The 16,870-nt window shown below is 65.1% G+C and carries 19 protein-coding genes; 7 read left to right on the forward strand and 12 right to left on the reverse strand.

Annotation, left to right across the window (positions count from 1 at the left end):
* Positions 1 to 201 precede the first annotated feature (201 nt).
* From ACSVIK_RS12545 to lptM, 6 genes are all read right to left on the reverse strand, one after another.
* Complete coding sequence (locus ACSVIK_RS12545) at positions 202 to 903, reverse strand: HAD family hydrolase (protein WP_442444643.1); 702 nt, start codon at positions 901 to 903, stop codon at positions 202 to 204.
* On the reverse strand, positions 900 to 1,802 hold the full coding sequence (xerC, locus tag ACSVIK_RS12550) for a tyrosine recombinase XerC (protein WP_442444644.1): 903 nt from the start codon (positions 1,800 to 1,802) through the stop codon (positions 900 to 902). The genes ACSVIK_RS12545 and xerC overlap by 4 nt, the downstream gene beginning before the upstream one ends.
* Positions 1,803 to 1,874: 72 nt before the next feature.
* Positions 1,875 to 2,573, reverse strand: coding sequence for a DUF484 family protein (locus tag ACSVIK_RS12555; protein WP_442444645.1), 699 nt, complete (start codon positions 2,571 to 2,573; stop codon positions 1,875 to 1,877).
* Positions 2,570 to 3,400 carry a diaminopimelate epimerase gene (dapF, locus tag ACSVIK_RS12560; RefSeq protein WP_442444646.1) on the reverse strand — a complete coding sequence of 277 codons (831 nt, stop codon included), beginning with the start codon at positions 3,398 to 3,400 and terminating at the stop codon, positions 2,570 to 2,572. The genes ACSVIK_RS12555 and dapF overlap by 4 nt, the downstream gene beginning before the upstream one ends.
* A gap of 10 nt (positions 3,401 to 3,410) precedes the next feature.
* Complete coding sequence (gene lysA, locus ACSVIK_RS12565) at positions 3,411 to 4,658, reverse strand: diaminopimelate decarboxylase (protein ID WP_442444647.1); 1,248 nt, start codon at positions 4,656 to 4,658, stop codon at positions 3,411 to 3,413.
* A gap of 13 nt (positions 4,659 to 4,671) precedes the next feature.
* Entirely contained in the window at positions 4,672 to 4,797 is a 126-nt protein-coding gene (gene lptM / locus ACSVIK_RS12570) for an LPS translocon maturation chaperone LptM (protein WP_268180623.1), read from the reverse strand.
* A gap of 135 nt (positions 4,798 to 4,932) precedes the next feature.
* Here lptM and ACSVIK_RS12575 point away from each other — a divergent pair, with 135 nt between their 5' ends.
* The 5 genes from ACSVIK_RS12575 (at position 4,933) to ACSVIK_RS12595 (ending at position 8,108) form a co-directional block, all read left to right on the forward strand.
* Complete coding sequence (locus tag ACSVIK_RS12575; protein WP_442444648.1) at positions 4,933 to 5,970, forward strand: AraC family transcriptional regulator; 1,038 nt, start codon at positions 4,933 to 4,935, stop codon at positions 5,968 to 5,970.
* A 58-nt stretch (positions 5,971 to 6,028) separates the two neighbouring features.
* Positions 6,029 to 6,361 carry an iron donor protein CyaY gene (cyaY, locus tag ACSVIK_RS12580; RefSeq protein ID WP_442444649.1) on the forward strand — a complete coding sequence of 111 codons (333 nt, stop codon included), beginning with the start codon at positions 6,029 to 6,031 and terminating at the stop codon, positions 6,359 to 6,361.
* Positions 6,351 to 6,542, forward strand: a complete 192-nt coding sequence (locus ACSVIK_RS12585) for a DUF1289 domain-containing protein (RefSeq protein ID WP_442444650.1) — start codon at positions 6,351 to 6,353, stop codon at positions 6,540 to 6,542. The genes cyaY and ACSVIK_RS12585 overlap by 11 nt, the downstream gene beginning before the upstream one ends.
* A 116-nt stretch (positions 6,543 to 6,658) precedes the next feature.
* Positions 6,659 to 7,066, forward strand: coding sequence for a nucleoside diphosphate kinase regulator (gene rnk / locus ACSVIK_RS12590; RefSeq protein WP_268180627.1), 408 nt, complete (start codon positions 6,659 to 6,661; stop codon positions 7,064 to 7,066).
* A 241-nt stretch (positions 7,067 to 7,307) separates the two neighbouring features.
* Positions 7,308 to 8,108 carry a lipase family protein gene (locus ACSVIK_RS12595; protein ID WP_442444651.1) on the forward strand — a complete coding sequence of 267 codons (801 nt, stop codon included), beginning with the start codon at positions 7,308 to 7,310 and terminating at the stop codon, positions 8,106 to 8,108.
* A 22-nt stretch (positions 8,109 to 8,130) separates the two neighbouring features.
* Here the strand turns inward: ACSVIK_RS12595 and ACSVIK_RS12600 are convergent, their stop codons facing one another.
* The 6 genes from ACSVIK_RS12600 to argH all read right to left on the reverse strand — a co-directional run bounded on the left by ACSVIK_RS12600 (position 8,131) and on the right by argH (position 14,713).
* Positions 8,131 to 10,989, reverse strand: a complete 2,859-nt coding sequence (locus ACSVIK_RS12600; protein WP_442444652.1) for a class I adenylate cyclase — start codon at positions 10,987 to 10,989, stop codon at positions 8,131 to 8,133.
* 119 nt (positions 10,990 to 11,108) lie between these two features.
* Complete coding sequence (locus ACSVIK_RS12605) at positions 11,109 to 11,363, reverse strand: TIGR02647 family protein (protein ID WP_442444653.1); 255 nt, start codon at positions 11,361 to 11,363, stop codon at positions 11,109 to 11,111.
* The gene (locus ACSVIK_RS12610) at positions 11,360 to 12,178 is read right to left on the reverse strand and encodes a substrate-binding periplasmic protein (protein WP_442444654.1); all 819 of its coding nucleotides are present in this window, start codon (positions 12,176 to 12,178) and stop codon (positions 11,360 to 11,362) included. Before ACSVIK_RS12610 ends, ACSVIK_RS12605 begins: the two co-directional genes overlap by 4 nt.
* An 86-nt stretch (positions 12,179 to 12,264) precedes the next feature.
* On the reverse strand, positions 12,265 to 12,537 hold the full coding sequence (locus tag ACSVIK_RS12615) for a hypothetical protein (RefSeq protein ID WP_442444655.1): 273 nt from the start codon (positions 12,535 to 12,537) through the stop codon (positions 12,265 to 12,267).
* Between the two features lie 10 nt (positions 12,538 to 12,547).
* Positions 12,548 to 13,033: a GNAT family N-acetyltransferase gene (locus tag ACSVIK_RS12620; protein WP_442444656.1), complete on the reverse strand. Its 486-nt coding sequence runs from the start codon at positions 13,031 to 13,033 to the stop codon at positions 12,548 to 12,550.
* A 285-nt stretch (positions 13,034 to 13,318) separates the two neighbouring features.
* Positions 13,319 to 14,713: an argininosuccinate lyase gene (gene argH / locus ACSVIK_RS12625; RefSeq protein ID WP_442444657.1), complete on the reverse strand. Its 1,395-nt coding sequence runs from the start codon at positions 14,711 to 14,713 to the stop codon at positions 13,319 to 13,321.
* Between the two features lie 229 nt (positions 14,714 to 14,942).
* Here argH and ACSVIK_RS12630 point away from each other — a divergent pair, with 229 nt between their 5' ends.
* Entirely contained in the window at positions 14,943 to 16,025 is a 1,083-nt protein-coding gene (locus tag ACSVIK_RS12630) for a sensor histidine kinase (protein ID WP_442444658.1), read from the forward strand.
* A complete protein-coding gene (locus ACSVIK_RS12635; RefSeq protein ID WP_442444659.1) occupies positions 16,022 to 16,768 on the forward strand; it encodes a LytR/AlgR family response regulator transcription factor in 747 nt (248 codons plus the stop codon). The genes ACSVIK_RS12630 and ACSVIK_RS12635 overlap by 4 nt, the downstream gene beginning before the upstream one ends.
* The last annotated feature ends 102 nt before the right edge of the window (positions 16,769 to 16,870 follow it).

Here is a 16,870-nt window from a genome sequence, read left to right on the forward strand (position 1 = left end):
CGGATGGCGGGGCCAAGCCTTTTTGCCTTCTTTTGTGGCGTTTGACAAAAGAAGGTCGCCGGGGGGCGAAACGGGAGCTTTCAGCAGGACGCCGATAAGTAGCTTGAACACCGAAACTCACACACAAACTTGCCAGTCCGGTATCAACCAGCATTTCCCCCTAAAGTGCAAAAGCCTTGCTATGGCTTCCCCGGATGAGGGTTAGCGCAGCCAGCTATCCAGCAGCCCCGGCAGTTCGGCCAGGCTGCTGATCTGCGCATCCGGCGTGCCATGGCCATCCCAGGTCAGCCCCTGCGGGTTGAACCAGATGGCGCGCATCCCAGCCGCCTGGGCGCCGGCGATGTCGTCGCTGGGGTGGTCGCCGATATGCACGGCACGCTCGGCCGCCACGCCGCCCGCACGGCTGAGGGCTTCGCGGAAGGGTTTCGGATCGGGCTTGCCGATGCCCAGCTCTTCGGCGCAGAGGGCGAACTGGAAGTACTCGGACAGCCCCAGACGCCGCACATCAGCATTGCCATTGGTGATCACCCCCAGCATGAAACGTTCGGCCAGTGCTTCCAGGGTGGGATGCACTTCGCTGAACAGCTCGACCTGATGGCGTGCAGTGAGAAATACCTGAAAACCGGCCTCGGCCAGGGTCTGCGCTTCGTCCGCTGGGTAGCCAGCGTCTTCCAGGGCATGGAAGAGAATGCGCCGGCGTAGCTCGCTCAAGCGGTGCTTGAGCAGTGGCTCGGCCTCGAGCAAACGGCTGCGCACGGCCCACAGGTGTTCGATGGGCACCGCGCCCAGGCGTGTTGCATGCAGTGCCAGCCAGTTGCGCAGGGCGGCTTCGGCGTCCTGCATGACCGGGGTGACGTCCCACAGGGTGTCGTCGAGGTCGAAGGTGATCAATTCGATGCTCATTCGCTACCGCCTTTGCGCTTGGCGCGTGGATGGGCCTGGTCATAGACCTTGGCCAGGTGCTGAAAGTCGAGGTGGGTATAGATCTGTGTGGTGGCGATGTCGGCGTGGCCTAGCAGCTCCTGCACGGCGCGCAGATCCTGCGAGGACTCCAGCATATGGCTGGCGAAGCTGTGCCGTAGCATGTGCGGATGCAGGTGCTGGCCCAGTTCACGCACGCCAGCCTGGCGCACGCGCAATTGCACCGCACGCGCGCCCAGGCGCCGACCTTGCTGGCTGATGAACACCGCGCCATCGCTGGGGTTGGCCAGCTTGCGCAGTGGCAGCCAGTGTTCCAGGGCCTGGCGTGCCATCCTGCCGACTGGCAATTCGCGCACCTTATTGCCCTTGCCGCGCACGCGCACCAGGCCGGCGGCCAGGTCGAGGCCATCGAGATCGAGCCCGACCAGCTCCGACAGGCGCAGGCCGGAGGAGTAGAAGAGTTCGAGCATGGCCTGATCGCGGCGGGCGATGAAGTCGTCCTCCACGGCGCCGTCGAGCAGTTGCGCGCTGCGGTCGGCATCCAGGGTGCGCGGCAGACGGCGCTCGCGTTTCGGCGGGCTCAGGCCGGTGGCCGGGTCGTGACGGCACAGGCCTTCACGCAGCAGGTACTGGTACAGGCCGCGGGTGGCCGAAAGCAGGCGCGCCAGGCTGCGGCTGGACAGGCCCTGCTGATGCAGGCGGGCGACCAGGCGGCGCAGGTTGCGGGTATCCAGCTCGCTCCACTCGTTCAGGCCTTCGGCCTCGCAGAACGCTTGCACCTTGCCCAGATCACGGCGATAGCCGTCGAGGGTGTGCGTCGACACCTGACGCTCGCGGCGCAGGTGTTCGAGGTAGGCGTCCAGATCAGCGGCAAGCTTCAAGCTTCAAGCTCCAGGTAAAAGCGTTCGGTCTGCCTGTTCTTGCGGCTTGGGGCTTGCAGCTCGTAGCTGCTTCTAACGTACCGACCGCAGCGGTGTGGCGAAGCCCGGCAGGACGCGCGCCAGCACTTCGGCGATGTAGCCGAGGAACAGGGTGCCCAGCGAGCTCTTGTAGTGCTGTGGGTCGGCACTGCCGATAGCCAGCACGCCATGCAGGCCCTGGTGGTTGAGGCCAACCACGGCTGCCGAGCCGACCTGCGCGGCTTCGTCCTTGCCGAACAGGAATTCCAGCTCGTGCGGGCGCAGCACGCCGCAGACGGTCTTGCCGCCGCTGAGCAGGCCGCCGATCTGCTGATGAGCTTCGGCCGAGCTGACCGAGCGGCCGACCGGCAGCTTGTTGTCGCTGAACAGGATCAGGCCGACGAAGGGCACCTGGAATTCGTGGCGCAGGCTGTCCTCGACCACGCCGACCACCTCTTCCAGGCTGCCGGCATCGAGCAGGTCGAGCACCAGGCGGCGGGTCTTGTCGAACAGGCGGTCGTTGTCGCGGGCCACGTCCATCAACTGGCCGAGGCGATGGCGCATCTCGATGTTGCGCTCACGCAGCAGCTTGACCTGGCGCTCCACCAGCGACACGGCATTGCCGGGCTGATGCGGAATGCGCAGTTCGGGAATCAGCTCTTCATGGTCGATGAAGAACTCCGGATGCAGGCGCAGATAGGCCGCGACCGTTTCCGAGTCGAGCGGTTTGGGCGAATCCTGCTGGTCGGTCATAAGCGAACCTGTCCTTCGTACACGCGGGCGGCTGGCCCGGTCATCATAACCGGCTGACCTTCGCCTGCCCATTCGATGGACAGTTTGCCGCCTGGCAGTTCCAGTTGCACGGGCGAATCCATCCAGCCCTGGCGAATCGCTGCGACCGCTGCGGCGCAGGCGCCGGTGCCGCAGGCCTGGGTTTCCCCGGCGCCGCGCTCCCATACGCGCAGGCGCGCGTGCTTGCGATCGAGCACCTGAAGAAAGCCGACATTGACCCGCTGCGGGAAGCGCGGGTGGTGTTCCAGCTTCGGGCCCAGTTCGTGCACCGGGGCGTTGTCGACGCTGTCGACGCGCAGCACGGCGTGCGGGTTGCCCATCGACAGCGCGGCCAGCTCGACGCTCTGGCCGTCCACCTCGACGCGATAACTCAGCGCGGCCTGTTCGGCCTGGAACGGCACCTGATCCGGCTGCAGGCGCGGCGCGCCCATGTTGACGCAGACCTGGCCATCGTTCTGCACGCGCAGCTCGATGATGCCGCTCTTGGTCTCGACGCGAATGACCTTCTTGGTGGTCAGGCGCTTGTCCAGCACGAAGCGGGCGAAGCAGCGCGCGCCGTTGCCGCATTGCTCCACTTCCGAACCGTCGGCGTTGAAGATGCGGTAGCGGAAGTCGACGTCCGGGTGGCTCGGCGGTTCGACGATCAGCAACTGATCGAAGCCCACGCCAGTGTGGCGGTCGCCCCACTGCTTGGCGTGCTTGGGCTGCACGTGGGCATGCTGACTGATCAGGTCGAGGACCATGAAGTCGTTGCCCAGGCCGTGCATCTTGGTAAAGCGCAATAGCATGGCTTTACCCTCAGCCTGGCAGCAGGCTTTCGCCGGCGTAGAGCTCTTGAACGGTTTCGCGACGGCGCACCTCGAAGGCCTGCTCGCCATCGACCAGCACCTCGGCGGCGCGGCCACGGGTGTTGTAGTTGGAACTCATGACGAAGCCGTAGGCCCCCGCCGAGCGCACGGCCAGCAGGTCACCTTCTTCCAGCACCAACTGGCGATTCTTGGCCAGGAAGTCGCCGGTTTCGCAGATCGGCCCGACCAGATCGTAGTTGCGCGCCTGGCCTTCACGCGGTTGCACCGGCGACACGTCCATCCAGGCCTGATACAGGGCCGGGCGGATCAGGTCGTTCATCGCCGCGTCGATCACGGCGAAGTCCTTGTGCTCGGTGTGCTTGAGGTACTCCACCTGGGTCAGCAGCACACCGGCGTTGGCGACGATGAAGCGCCCCGGCTCGAACACCAGCGACAGGTCACGGCCTTGCAGACGCTTGCGCACGGCGGCGATGTAGTCGCCGGCCAGCGGCGGCTGCTCGTCGCGGTACTGCACGCCGAGACCGCCACCGAGATCCAGATGCTTGATGCGGATGCCGCGCGCGGCCAGCTTGTCGACCAGCAGCAACAGGCGATCCAGCGCGTCGAGGAAGGGCTCGAGGGTGGTCAGCTGCGAGCCGATATGGCAGTCGACGCCGATCACGTCCAGGTTCGGCAGCTCGGCGGCGCGGGCGTAGACCGCCTCGGCCTGCTCGATATCGATGCCGAACTTGTTTTCCTTGAGGCCGGTGGAAATGTACGGGTGGGTGCCGGCGTCCACGTCCGGGTTGACCCGCAGCGACACGGGGGCCTTGACGCCCAGTTCGGCGGCGACTTTCTGCAGGCGCTCCAGCTCGACGCTGGACTCGACGTTGAAGCAGTGCACGCCGACTTCCAGGGCGCGGCGCATGTCATCGCGGCTCTTGCCGACGCCGGAGAAGACGATGCGGCTCGGCTCGCCACCGGCAGCCAGCACGCGCTCCAGCTCACCGCTGGAAACGATGTCGAAACCGGCACCCAGACGTGCCAGCACGTTCAGCACGCCGATGTTGGAGTTGGCCTTGACCGCAAAGCAGACCAGGTGTGGCATGCCGGCCAGGGCATCGGCATAGGCCCGGTATTGCCCCTCGATATGGGCGCGGGAATAGACATAGGTGGGCGTGCCGAAGCGCTGGGCCAGCGCAGACAAGGCAACGCCTTCCGCGAACAGCTCACCGTCGCGGTAGTTGAAGGCTTCCATGGGGCAGCTCCTGTCAGAGTTCGAAACGGTCTCGGCTGTTGCCGGCTTTTTCGTCGCCCGGCATGTACAGCGGGCCTTTCTGGCCGCAGCCGGCCACCAGGCAGACAACGGCGAGGAGCGCGAGGGTCAGTCGCTTCATGGGACAGTCCTTGAAAAAAGCGTGAATTGCGCTGGAGTATACCGACCCCCCGCCACCTTGCCTATGCGCCCAGCGCCCGTCCGGCGCGGGCTGGCCGAAGCGGCACGGCATGCAGACAGTGATCGAGGAGAGCTGATGGAACACCCTGTGCTACTGGCCGGCTCGGTTTCGGCCGCCTATCTGCAAGGCCTGATCGCCTACCTGCAGCGCCAGGGCGTGGAGCCGGTGATGCTGCTCGCCCGCGCCCGCTTGCCCCGCGAACTGCTCGGCCAGCACCCGCCGCGCATGGCCGCCAGTGCCTACCTGCGTCTGCTGGAGGAGGGTGTGCGCCTGACCGGCGACGATTGCCTGGGGCTGCACCTGGGTGAAGCCGTGAGGCCGGGTGACTACGGCGTGCTCGGCCATCTGCTGATGAGTTGTGCGACCCTGGCCGATGCCCTGCACCGTCAGGCGCGCTATGCCGCGCTGGTGGGCAGCCTGGGGCAGGTCGGGCTGGACGACGAGCCGACTGGCGAAGGCGGCGAGGCCCTGGTCGCCCATAGCTGGCAACCGCTGTTGGCGCAGCAGCAACGGCAGTTGAGCGAGGAGACCCTGGCCGGCTGGGTCAGCTTCGGGCGCTGGATCAGCGGCCTGGACATCGCCCCGGTGCAGGTGCGCTTCCAGCATGCGGCACCAGCCGATACCCGCGAACACCAGCGCATCTTCCGCTGCCCGGTGCTGTTCGAGCAGCCCGACAACGCCCTGATCTTTCCCAAACGCCTGTTGAGCGTGGCGCTGGGCCAGGCCGACGCGCAGGTCAGCGGCATGCTCGACGCCTACGCTGATCGTCTGCTGGGCGAATTGCGTCAGGGTGCTAGCCTGCTGGAACGGGCGCGACGGATTCTGCTGGCACAACTCGCCGAGCAGCGCCCGGAACTGCATGCCATCGCCGAGGCTCTGGCGCTGAGCCCACGCACCCTGCAGCGGCGTCTGGGCGAAGCGGGGGTGTCGTTCAACCAGTTCGTCGACGAGACCCGCCAGTTGCTGACGCTGCACTACTTGCGCGAGACCTCGCTGGCGCTGGAGGACATCGCCTTGAGGGTGGGTTTCAGCGAGCCAGCTTCGCTGTTGCGGGCCTTTCGTCGCTGGACGGGAAGGAGCCCGGGCGAGTACCGTCGCCACCTGCCCGGCTGAGTGCCGGGTAGCGTTCACCCATTTTTCTGCAGTCGCTGCACCTTGTGAGGACACCCCGATGAGCCTGAGCGAAGCCCGCTTCCACGATCTGGTCGATGCCACCCAGCAAGCGGTGGAGGACATCTTCGACGACAGTGATCTGGACGTCGACCTGGAGAACAGCGGCGGCGTGCTGACCGTGCGCTTCGACAACGGCACGCAACTGATCTTCAGCCGCCAGGTGCCGATCCGCCAGCTCTGGGTGGCGGCGCGTTCTGGCGGCTTCCACTACGACTACGACGAGGACGAGCAGCGCTGGGTCTGCGACAGCAGTGACGAACTGCTGGGGGAAATGCTCGTACGCTTCGTGACCGAGCAGGCAGGCGTCGAACTGGAGTTCGATGAACTCTGATAGCGCGGCACCGGCCTCGCCCTGCCAGCGCAAGTGCTGCCTGGACGAGCAGGACATCTGCCTGGGTTGTGGCCGCAGCATGCAGGAGATTCTCGACTGGGGCGCTGCCGATGCGCAGCGCCGCCGGCAGATCTGTGAGGCTGCCGAAGCGCGCCTGAGGGCGCGCAAAGCGCCGAGCTGACCTGCTGGTCTTGTTTATTCGGCTGGCTGTGTTAGGGTCGACAAAACGTTGCAAAACCCCGCCTTCGGGCGGGGTTTTGCTTTTCTGAGCCACACATAAGGAGTCTGCCCGGCATCATGAACAGCGCACCCGCCATCACCATCACTCGTCTCGACCTGCAGCGCCTGGAGCGCCTGCTGGACTCCCTGGAGGATTTCGGCCCTGGCGCCGAGGCGCTGGAGAAAGAGCTGGCACGCGCGCAGGTGGTCGGGCATGACGAGATCCCTGCTGGCGTGGTGACCATGAACTCGCGGGTGCACTGCCGCGAGGAAAGCAGCGGCAAGGACTACCACCTGACCCTGGTCTACCCGCAGGATGCCGGTGGCGAGGGCAAGGTCAGCATTCTCGCGCCAGTGGGCAGCGCCTTGCTCGGCTTGTCCGTTGGCCAGCACATCGACTGGCCGGTGCCGAGCGGCAAGCAACTCAAACTGACGCTGCTGGAAGTGGAATATCAGCCGGAAGCGGCGGGCGAATACGACCGTTGAGTGCAGGGGCATCAAGGCTGGGCTAGCAGACCGTTGAAAAACGTAGGCGAGGCAGGCTGACCTATACCGATGGCGGCCCCGCAAAAACAGCCGAAAAACGCTCGGAGTCGCGCTCGACTGTAAATGAGCATTTTGACTGGGCTCGCACGCGAGGCTGTTTTTAACGACGGGCAGACAACGCAGGTAGTTTTTCGACAGTCTGCTAGAGTGAGATTTCAATGATCAGCAAGGAAGCTCTGCCATGCCCAGTCTCCCTCTGTACTTTCCACCCAGCTACTCGCAGCCGCGCGGCCTGCTTTGTGCCGAGCTGGTGCTCGACGCCTACGACCAGTACGCGCAATGGCTGAAGCAGCAACGCCCGCGCGTGGCCGAGCACTTTCACTGGCAGCCGCCGCAGCGCCCCGGTTGGCAGTTTTCCGCGCCGATCTGGAGCATCCTCAGCGAGTGGCATCTGCTCAACGAGTCGGAACCCTTCGGCTTCGCCGCGCGTGACCCTCAGGGCGACTGCTATCTGGTGTTCCGTGGTACCGAGTCGGTGCAGGACTGGCTCGACGACCTGGATCTGGATCAGCGCGACTATCCCTGGCAGGGCAGCGCCGGCCTGGTGCACGACGGTTTCCTCAAGCTCTATACCTCGCTGCGCGATCAGGCCCTGCTGGCGCTGGAGGATCTGCAGCCACAGGCGCAGCTCTGGGCCTGCGCCCACAGCCTGGGCAGTGCCCTGAGCAGCCTGGCGGTGCCGGATCTGCGCCGACGTTGGCCTTTCCTGCCGTTGCAGCATTACAACTTCGCCAGCCCACGCCTGGCCTCGCCGGCCTTCGCCAGCTACTACAATGCCCTGGCGGTGCCCACTTACCGCCTGGTCAACGACAGCGATCTGGTGCCCGAGGTGCCGCCCGCCGACAGCGATCGTTGGTGGTATCAGCATCTCGGTCTGCCGGTGACCTTCACCGCCAGCTATGGCGGTGTCGCCGACAACCACAGCATGAGTGGTTGCTACCTCTACGCCCTGATGCACCCCGAAGCGCCGATGCGCGGCTAGCAGGTGGTTTTCCAACGGCCTGCTAGGCCTGCTGCAGCGCCGCGTTCAGGGCATCCTCCAGTTCGCTCTTGTAGCGCAGGTAGTGCACCGTCTGCGCCTGTTGCTCGGCGAGCACGGCGGACAGATCCAGGTCAGTGATGTAGCAGGGGTAGCGCTCGCCGCCGGCGCGCTGGGCGAGGATGTGCTGGGCCACGGCGCGGTAGAGGTCGCGGCCGTATTCCAGTTCGGAGAATTCGCGGTGGTTGCAGTACAGGGTGACGTGACGCTGGCGTCCGTCCCCCGGCTCGACGATGGCTTGCACGTCATAGAAGGGGTGGCTGATCGGCGCCTGTGGCGCGACCCGGCGTTCCACGCTCTGAGCGCGCAGTGGCGCATCCGGTAGCAACTGGTGGTAGAGCACTTCCAGCGGCATATCGCTGCTCAGATCGTCCAGTGGTAGCTGCGCGTTGCGCCGGTACAGCAGCGATTGCAGGAAGCGTTGCAGCGGGGTGAGCAGGCTTTGCTCGTCGCGGTACGGTAGGCGCCGACGCCACAGGGCGTTGTGCTCGTCGAGCACGGTCAGCTCGGCCTCGCTGCTCTGCTCGTTGAGGCGGTAGAACACCTGAATGGTCTGCGGCTTGCCCAGGGGCAGGATCAGCGCCAGGTCACTGCCTTCCAGGGCGTAGCGGTCGAGACTCAGTGGGCTGAACAGCGCCTGTTCGGCACCCAGATGCTCGAGTAGCGCCGGCAGGTCGCCCAAGGCGGTATGGCTGACCTGGCCTGGGGTCAGTTGCAGTACGTGATAATGCTGGCGCACCTGCAGCAGGTAGCGCGAGGCCTTGCCAGTGGTGTAGTTGTCGAGCAGGTCGCGCAACAGTTCCTCGACCCGGCTGGCGATGGCCGGGGCGCGGTTGCGGCAGTAGCAGCGTACCTGCACCTCGGGGTATGGGCCTGCGGGCGGCAGGCCGTTGAGCAGGTCGCTGAGGCAATCGAGCAGGGCATCCTCGCCGTCGTAACGCGCCACCTGCAGCTCGTTCCAACTGTTGAGGCTGACTTGATCCAGGGTCAGCACCAGGTTCTCGCGCACACCCGAGTAACCCAGGGCATCGGTGCGCCCGCTGGTCATGTGCAGGTTCATCTGGCTGTGCTGCTTGAGCGGGTCGAGGCCAACGTTCACCAGCAGCAGAATCCGGCTCGGTGTGCTGCTGCGCAGCAGCGCCGTTTCTTCCACCTGGGGCAGGGGCAGGGCGAACATCTGCTGCAGGCTGGTGATCAGGTTGGCCAGCTCGAAGTCGCTCAGGTCGCTGCTGCCGGGGTGCAACGAGAGCCGAGTGCTGGCGTCGATCACGCCGTTGCGGTGGCACCAGGCGAGCAGTTCGATCAGCTCGCGGGCGCGCTTGATCGGGGCGAAGTCCGGCCATTCCTGCGCGCCCAGGCTGCCGCTGAACAGCTCCCACTGGTAGTCGCCAGGTGTCTCGCTGCTGGGGCGCTGCACCAGGGTGAGGGTGTCCTCGGCCAGATCCGGGGCGATGCCGGGGTTGATGAACTCCACCTTGCCGGCCTTGCGCTCGAAGGCCGCATACAGGCGTCGGCCGAGCACGTTGAGGTCGCGGTTGCTCAGGCTGCTGCCGACCTGGGCACTGCGGGCGAACTGGGTGAGGAAGCGATAGCTGTAGGTCAGCTCGTTGACCAGCAGGCGCCGCTCGGCAGCCACCTGGCGAACCTTCCACTGGCTGCGGCTGTCGAGCAGGTTGAGCTGGCGCGCCTGCCAGCCCCACTCGGCGGTCAGGCGTTCGAGCAGCAGGCGCTGCCAGCTCTTGGGTCGGCCACGGGTCGGCGGGCGGCTGATCTTCTTGTTCACCTTGAGGTACAGGCAGCGGCGGATCAGCTCCAGGCGTTCCTGATCGCCTCGGGCGCTGAGGTATTCCTCCAGGCGCCGGTAGACGACGATATAGGGGTCGAGCTCGTCCAGATCCAGACGCCCCTCGAACACCGCCTGCTTGAAGCGCAGCGCCAGGCACTCGACCTTGGGGTGCTCGCTGGCGTAGACCTCGGTGAGCAGCAGTTTGAGCGCGGACTTGTACGGCGATTCGATGCCCTTGTAGAGCTGCCACATGCCGGCGCCGAGGAATTCCTGTGGGGGAATCTGCGCCAGGTGGCCGAGGTCGAGCACGTCGTCCTCGCGTACGAAGCGCTTGCTCAGCAGGGTGCGGCAATAGTCTTCGTAGCGGTTTTCCTCGTACACCGGCACCAGCCACCAGATCGGCGTGCGCCCGCCGAGCCAGATGGCGGTGCGATAGAACTCGTCGAGCAGCAGGTAGTGCTGGGTGGTGCCGCAGTCATCGGAGGTGAGCTGGGTGTCGCGCATGCCGCGGGCAAAACGCAGGGGTTCGATGAGAAAGACATGCACCTCGGCGCCCTGGCCAGCGGCCCAGCTTTCCAGTTGGTCGCATTTCTTGCGCAGCTCCTTCAGCGCCTGTTCGCCCAGATTCGCGGCATGGCACAGCCACAGATCCATGTCGCTCTGCTCGGCCTGTGCCACGGTACCCAGGCTGCCCATCAGGAACAGGCCATGCAGCGGTGCGGCGCCCTGGCCACGGCGCGGTTTGTAACTGAAGGAGCGGGTCAGGCGCTGCACTTCGGCCAGGCTGGCATCGTCCGGCTCGAAGCCGCTGAGCCCCGCCGGGGTGCTGGCCGAGACGTAGCCCGGTAGCAGTGGATGGTTGACGTGCAACAGCAGCGGCAGCAGCTTGAGCACCAGTTGCTGGCGTGTCGACAGGGCCTGGGTGGCGCGTTGCAGGCGGCCCTGATTGATCTGCAGAAAGCGTGCGCGCAGTTGCGCCAGCACCTTGCGATCGATGCCGTCGTCGATATCGGGGCGGATTTCCTGGCTGCGCGTCATGCTCGAACTCTACTGGCGGGTGGTGCAAGCCTATCAGCGGCGTGCTCGCCAGGGCAGTCTCCGTGACGCAGATTGCCCGCCGTTGCCGGACGCTCGGGGCAGCCGGCGGGCGTTTTCGCTCAGGCGGGCGTGGCCTGACGCTTGGCGAGTATGGTCAATACGGCTTGTGCGTGTTCGGCGGCATCGATGCCCAGGCTGGTGAGGTAACCGCCATCGGCCTGGCTCACCAGGCCTTTTTCGTAGAGCCGGGTGATGGCGCCTTGCGCCTTGAAGGAGGCGTTGTTGTGTACCTTGAGCCCCTCCTGATGGTTGTCCAGGTTGTACAGGGCGAGGATTTCCAGCTCATCGATCAGCTCAGCAGTGAAGGACTTCATGGTGACTCCGTCTTGTCGTTATGGCGTTGTTGCAGTGTAGAGCCTAGAACCGTGCTCTGCCCGGTGCGTGTCTGCCAGGTTTCGAGGATGCGCTGATAGGTGCCGTCACGCCTGATCTGGAGCATGCCTTCATCGAAACGTCGCAGCAGCTCAGGCGCCTGCGGGTGGTGGCGGGAGAAGCTCAAATAGAGTTCCGGGCGATATACCCGGGCCAGGGGGACGAACTGCCCGGCCAGCTCCGGATGTTCGCGCAGCAGCGCTTCGGTCGTGCCGCGAAAGGCGATGACGTAATCGACGCGGCGGTGCTGCAGCATGAGAAAGCCGTTGAGGTCGCGCCTTACCGGAATACGCCGGATGCCGGGGTAACTGTCGAAGTACTCGCCATAGGTATAGCCGATGGTCACCGCGACACGCTTGCCTTTGAGCGCTTCGAGGTCGTCGATCAGTGCCGAGCCGGCAGGCCCCCAGAGCTGTATGTCGTCGCTGAACAGCATGTGCTCGGGCAGCAGGAAGTGGTCGCGGATATAGGTATCGGGCGTGGTGTTGAAGCACGCCACCAGGAAGCCATTGCGGGCCAGCTCCATGCAGCGTGAGTAGGGATAGGGCGTCAGTTCCAGCGCGGTATCGGTGGCGGCGAAGGCCGCGCGCACGATATCGGCCGACATGCCCTCGATGCGGTCGTTGCGCCAGGCGGTGTAGGGGTACCAGTCGTCCTCGGCGCCGATGCGCAGGCTATCGGCCACGGCCGTGTGGGCGAACGGCAAACCCAATGCCAGCGCCAGCCCTGCGACGAATCGGAAGCGTCGGTGCAGCATTGCACAGGCACCTTGAACGGCAAAAGACAGAGATGACCCTAGCAGTCTATTGGCCGCTACGCCCATTGCCATGGGTCAAACCCGCTTCAGTTTTCCTCTGGCAGCTCGGGTAGGGCACGCAGGGCCTGTTCGTACCAGGTGCTGTCGAAGGGGCGATCCTCACGCAGCATGGCGTCGACCTCGTGGGCCAGCACCAGGGCCATGAGCTCGAGGATCTCCTCGCGTTCGTAGCCCACCAGGCTCAGCTTGTTGTACACCGCCTTGGCAGCGGCTGGCTCGCCGCTTTCCAGTTGGTTCTCGATGGCCTGAACCAGGGTGGCCAGGGCGAAATCTTCGTCGTTGTCGTCGTGCTCGCTCATCTGTGGTTCCTCATGCTGTGCCGGCGGCGAAGTCCAGCAGGGCCTGGCCGGTCAGGCGATAGGTGGTCCACTCGCTCTGCGGGCGGGCACCGAAGGATTCGTAGAAGTCGATGGCCGGGGTGTTCCAGTCCAGCACCGACCACTCGAAACGGCCACAATCGCGGGCCACGGCCAGTTGCGCCAGGTGGCGCAGCAGCGCCTTGCCGGCGCCCAGGCCGCGTGCTTCGGGGCTGACGTAGAGGTCTTCCAGATACAGGCCGTGCTTACCCAGCCAGGTGGAGTAGTTGAAGAAGTACACCGCATAGCCGATGGCCTGGCCGTCGCGCTCGCAGATCAGGCCGTGGGCGGTGCTGCCTTCGGCGAACAGGCTGTCGCGGATACCGGCGGCGTCGGTCTTCACCTCGTGCTCGGCCTTCTCGTAGATGGCCAGATCGGTGATGAAGCGCAGGATCAGCTCGGCATCGTCAGGGGTAGCGGGGCGGATGGTCAGGGGCATGGCATATCTCGTTGTAAATCAGCCTTGGTTGAGGGTCAGCCAGATCAGTGGCGAGCCCACGAGGCAAAAGAAACCGAACGCTGCGACCCAGGCCGTGCGTGAGCCCATCGGGTCATCCACGCGCAGTGGCAGGCCTGGGTAGCGGCCCAGCGTCAGCAGGCGCAAGGCCAGCCAGCCGATGCCTTAGAAGAGGTAGGCCAGGACGATCTCGGCGATCATCCCGGCCAGAAACCCCAGGCCGCGTAGCAGCAGTTCGAACATGGGCGTCCTTTCCCAGGGCTTGGCTCAGCGACTGGCCAGCAGCTCGCGACCACGCGCCACGGCCGCGCGCACCTGATTCGGTGCGGTACCGCCGATATGGTCGCGGGCACCCACCGAGCCTTCCAGGGTCAGTACGGCGAACACATCGTCAGCGATCTGATCGCTGAACTGACGCAGTTCGTCCAGGCTCATCTCGGCCAGATCCTTGCCGCTCTGCACGCCGTATTTCACCGCATGGCCGACGATTTCGTGGCAGTCGCGGAAGGGCAGGCCCTTGCGCACCAGGTAGTCGGCCAGGTCGGTGGCAGTGGAAAAACCGCGCAGGGCTGCCTCGCGCATGATCTCGCGCTTGGGCTTGATCGCCGGCACCATGTCGGCGAAGGCGCGGAGGCTGTCACGCAGGGTATCGGCGGCGTCGAACAGCGGCTCCTTGTCTTCCTGGTTGTCCTTGTTGTAGGCCAGTGGCTGGCCCTTCATCAGGGTCAGCAGGCCGGTCAGGGCGCCGAACACGCGACCGGTCTTGCCGCGCACTAGCTCGGGCACGTCGGGGTTCTTCTTCTGCGGCATGATCGAGCTGCCGGTGCAAAAGCGATCCGGCAGGTCGATGAACTGGAACTGCGCGGATGTCCACAGCACCAGCTCTTCGGAGAAGCGCGACAGGTGCATCATCGCCAGCGACGCGGCGGCGCAGAATTCGATGGCGAAGTCGCGATCCGACACGCCGTCCAGCGAGTTGCCGCCCACGGCGTCGAAACCCAGCAGTTCGGCGGTGATTTCACGCTGGATCGGGTAGGTGGTGCCGGCCAGCGCGGCGCTGCCCAATGGCATGCGGTTGGTGCGCTTGCGGCAGTCGACCAGGCGCTCGTAATCGCGCGAGAGCATCTCGAACCAGGCCAGCAGATGGTGGCCGAAGGTCACCGGCTGGGCGGTCTGCAGGTGGGTGAAGCCGGGCATGATGGTGTCCGCTTCGGCTTCGGCCAGGCCCAGCAGGCCCTGCTGCAGGCGGGTGATTTCCGCCAGGATCAGGTCGATCTCGTCACGCAGCCACAGGCGGATGTCGGTGGCCACCTGGTCGTTGCGCGAGCGGCCGGTGTGCAGCTTCTTGCCGGTGACGCCGATGCGGTCGGTCAGGCGCGCTTCGATGTTCATGTGCACGTCTTCCAGGTCGACGCGCCAGTCGAACTGGCCGGCTTCGATCTCGCCCTGAATCTGCTTGAGGCCGTCGATGATGGCGTCACGTTCGGCCTCCGTCAGCACGCCGACCTTGGCCAGCATGCTGGCGTGGGCGATGGAGCCCATGATGTCGTGGCGATAGAGGCGCTTGTCGAATTCGACCGAGGCGGTGAAACGGGCGACGAAGGCGTCGACGGGCTCGCTGAAGCGGCCGCCCCAGGATTGGTTGGTTTTTTCGCTGCTCATGGTTAGGGCTCTGGATCGGGCAGACCATGGGGGCCTGCATGACGGAAAAAGTGCAGCGATGATAACAGGGGTATGACCCGCTGCCGATCAGATAAGCCCATGCGGTTGCAGGTGGCGCAGGCCAGGCGAGTGCATGAATTTGTCGCCTGGTCTGCATTTCGGTGCTTTATTTGCCTTGCTCGGGTCGCTCTGGCTTGCCGCCGTGCGAAGCGCCACGGAAACTGCTGCCATGTCTAGCCAAACCCACGTCAACCATCCCAAGCCTTCGCCAGTGGATGACTTCTTCGTGCCCGAACTGTGCCAGCCCGAGGCGCTGCTGAGCATGGTGCTGCTGGCCGAGCTGCTGGTACTGGTGCTGGTGCTGGCCGAACCCATGGTGCCGAACTTCGATTGGGTGCGCCTGGCGCTGACCTCGCTGTTCGTGCAGTGGATCGTGCTGCTGTCGGCGGCGTTGCTGTGCCGCCTGCGGCCCTTGCTGGCGCGCTTGCGTCCGGCCCTGGCCGGCGTGCTGTGCTGCCTGCTGGTGGTACTGCTGACCTTGGGCTGCACCGCCGTCGCCGATTACTACGACCTTGGCGGGCCCTTGCCGCGCAGTGGTGAAACGCGACTTTACCTGCGTCATGCATTGATCAGCCTGATCATGTCGGCACTGCTGCTACGCTACTTCTATCTGCAGAGCCAATGGCGCAAGCAGGAGCAGGCCGAGTTGCGCGCGCGCATCGAGTCGTTGCAGGCGCGGATCCGCCCGCATTTCCTGTTCAACAGCCTCAACAGCATCGCCAGTCTGGTGGCGGTCGACCCCGTCAAGGCCGAGCAGGCGGTACTGGATCTGTCCGATCTGTTTCGTGCCAGTCTGGCCAGGCCGGGCACGCTGGTGTCCTGGCGGGAGGAACTCGAATTGGCCAAACGTTATCTATCGATCGAGCACTACAGGCTCGGCGAACGGCTACAGTTGCAATGGGAGGTCGATAATGTGCCCGAGGATCTGCCGATTCCTCAGCTCACCTTGCAACCTCTTTTGGAAAACGCCTTGATCTACGGCATCCAGCCACGCATAGCGGGTGGCCTGGTGCGCATCGAGGCGGATTACCAGGACGGTGTGTTCAGTTTGTGTGTCAGCAATCCGTATGAAGAGCGTGGCGAGCAGCACCCGTCGCGGGGTACGCGCCAAGCGCTGAGCAACATCGACGCGCGTTTGACGGCACTTTTCGGGCCGCGCGCCAGTCTCAGCGTGGAGCGTCGTGACGGCCGTCATTACAGCTGTCTACGCTATCCTTGTGCGAGACTCACGCAGGAAGCCAGAGCAATATGAATGTCCTGATAGTCGATGATGAACCCCTTGCCCGCGAGCGCCTCAGCCGCATGGTCGGCGAGCTCGAGGGTTACCGAGTATTGGAGCCTGCCGCCAGCAATGGCGAGGAGGCCCTTACCCTGATCGACAGCCTGAAACCGGATGTCGTGCTGCTGGACATCCGCATGCCCGGGCTGGACGGGCTGCAGGTGGCCGCCAAGCTTTGCGAGCGCGAGGCGCCGCCGGCAGTGATCTTCTGCACCGCCCACGATGAATTCGCCCTGGAAGCCTTCCAGGTCAGTGCGGTCGGCTACCTGGTCAAGCCAGTGCGTGCCGAAAACCTGCGCGAGGCGTTGAAGAAGGCCGAGCGTCCCAACCGCGTGCAACTGGCGGCCCTGACCCGCCCGGCAGCAGAAAGTGGCGTTGGCCCCCGAAGCCATATCAGCGCCCGCACGCGCAAGGGCATCGAGCTGATCCCGCTGGATCAGGTGGTCTACTTCATCGCCGATCACAAATACGTGACCCTGCGTCACGAGGGCGGCGAAGTGCTGCTGGACGAGCCGCTCAAGTCGCTGGAAGACGAATTCGGCGAGCGTTTCGTGCGTATCCACCGCAACGCTCTGGTGGCCCGCGAGCGCATCGAGCGCCTGCAACGCACTCCGCTGGGGCATTTTCAGCTCTACCTCAAGGGCCTCGGCGGCGACGCCCTGGTGGTGAGCCGGCGCCATGTGGCCGGCGTGCGCAAGCTGATGCAGAACCTATAGGGTAGCTACAAGCCTCAAGCCTCAAGCCTCAAGCCTCAAGCCTCAAGCTGCAAGCGGCAAGTAAAAGCTGGGTGCGGCGCTTGGAGCTTGGAGGGAGCGGCC

It is taken from the genome of Pseudomonas sp. NCHU5216 (assembly GCF_052156495.1).
In the GTDB taxonomy this organism is placed as follows: Bacteria; Pseudomonadota; Gammaproteobacteria; order Pseudomonadales; family Pseudomonadaceae; genus Aquipseudomonas.

Coding starts and splice junctions, on each gene's coding strand:
- lptM (WP_268180623.1), bottom strand. CDS start 4,797: ATGAAGCGACTGACCCTCGCGCTCCTCGCCGTTGTCTGCCTGGTGGCC.
- cyaY (WP_442444649.1), top strand. CDS start 6,029: ATGAGCCTGAGCGAAGCCCGCTTCCACGATCTGGTCGATGCCACCCAG.
- ACSVIK_RS12630 (WP_442444658.1), top strand. CDS start 14,943: ATGTCTAGCCAAACCCACGTCAACCATCCCAAGCCTTCGCCAGTGGAT.
- ACSVIK_RS12595 (WP_442444651.1), top strand. CDS start 7,308: ATGCCCAGTCTCCCTCTGTACTTTCCACCCAGCTACTCGCAGCCGCGC.
- ACSVIK_RS12575 (WP_442444648.1), top strand. CDS start 4,933: ATGGAACACCCTGTGCTACTGGCCGGCTCGGTTTCGGCCGCCTATCTG.
- ACSVIK_RS12610 (WP_442444654.1), bottom strand. CDS start 12,178: ATGCTGCACCGACGCTTCCGATTCGTCGCAGGGCTGGCGCTGGCATTG.
- lysA (WP_442444647.1), bottom strand. CDS start 4,658: ATGGAAGCCTTCAACTACCGCGACGGTGAGCTGTTCGCGGAAGGCGTT.
- ACSVIK_RS12605 (WP_442444653.1), bottom strand. CDS start 11,363: ATGAAGTCCTTCACTGCTGAGCTGATCGATGAGCTGGAAATCCTCGCC.
- ACSVIK_RS12555 (WP_442444645.1), bottom strand. CDS start 2,573: ATGACCGACCAGCAGGATTCGCCCAAACCGCTCGACTCGGAAACGGTC.
- ACSVIK_RS12620 (WP_442444656.1), bottom strand. CDS start 13,033: ATGCCCCTGACCATCCGCCCCGCTACCCCTGACGATGCCGAGCTGATC.
- ACSVIK_RS12615 (WP_442444655.1), bottom strand. CDS start 12,537: ATGAGCGAGCACGACGACAACGACGAAGATTTCGCCCTGGCCACCCTG.
- ACSVIK_RS12545 (WP_442444643.1), bottom strand. CDS start 903: ATGAGCATCGAATTGATCACCTTCGACCTCGACGACACCCTGTGGGAC.
- ACSVIK_RS12600 (WP_442444652.1), bottom strand. CDS start 10,989: ATGACGCGCAGCCAGGAAATCCGCCCCGATATCGACGACGGCATCGAT.
- ACSVIK_RS12635 (WP_442444659.1), top strand. CDS start 16,022: ATGAATGTCCTGATAGTCGATGATGAACCCCTTGCCCGCGAGCGCCTC.
- ACSVIK_RS12585 (WP_442444650.1), top strand. CDS start 6,351: ATGAACTCTGATAGCGCGGCACCGGCCTCGCCCTGCCAGCGCAAGTGC.
- argH (WP_442444657.1), bottom strand. CDS start 14,713: ATGAGCAGCGAAAAAACCAACCAATCCTGGGGCGGCCGCTTCAGCGAG.
- dapF (WP_442444646.1), bottom strand. CDS start 3,400: ATGCTATTGCGCTTTACCAAGATGCACGGCCTGGGCAACGACTTCATG.
- rnk (WP_268180627.1), top strand. CDS start 6,659: ATGAACAGCGCACCCGCCATCACCATCACTCGTCTCGACCTGCAGCGC.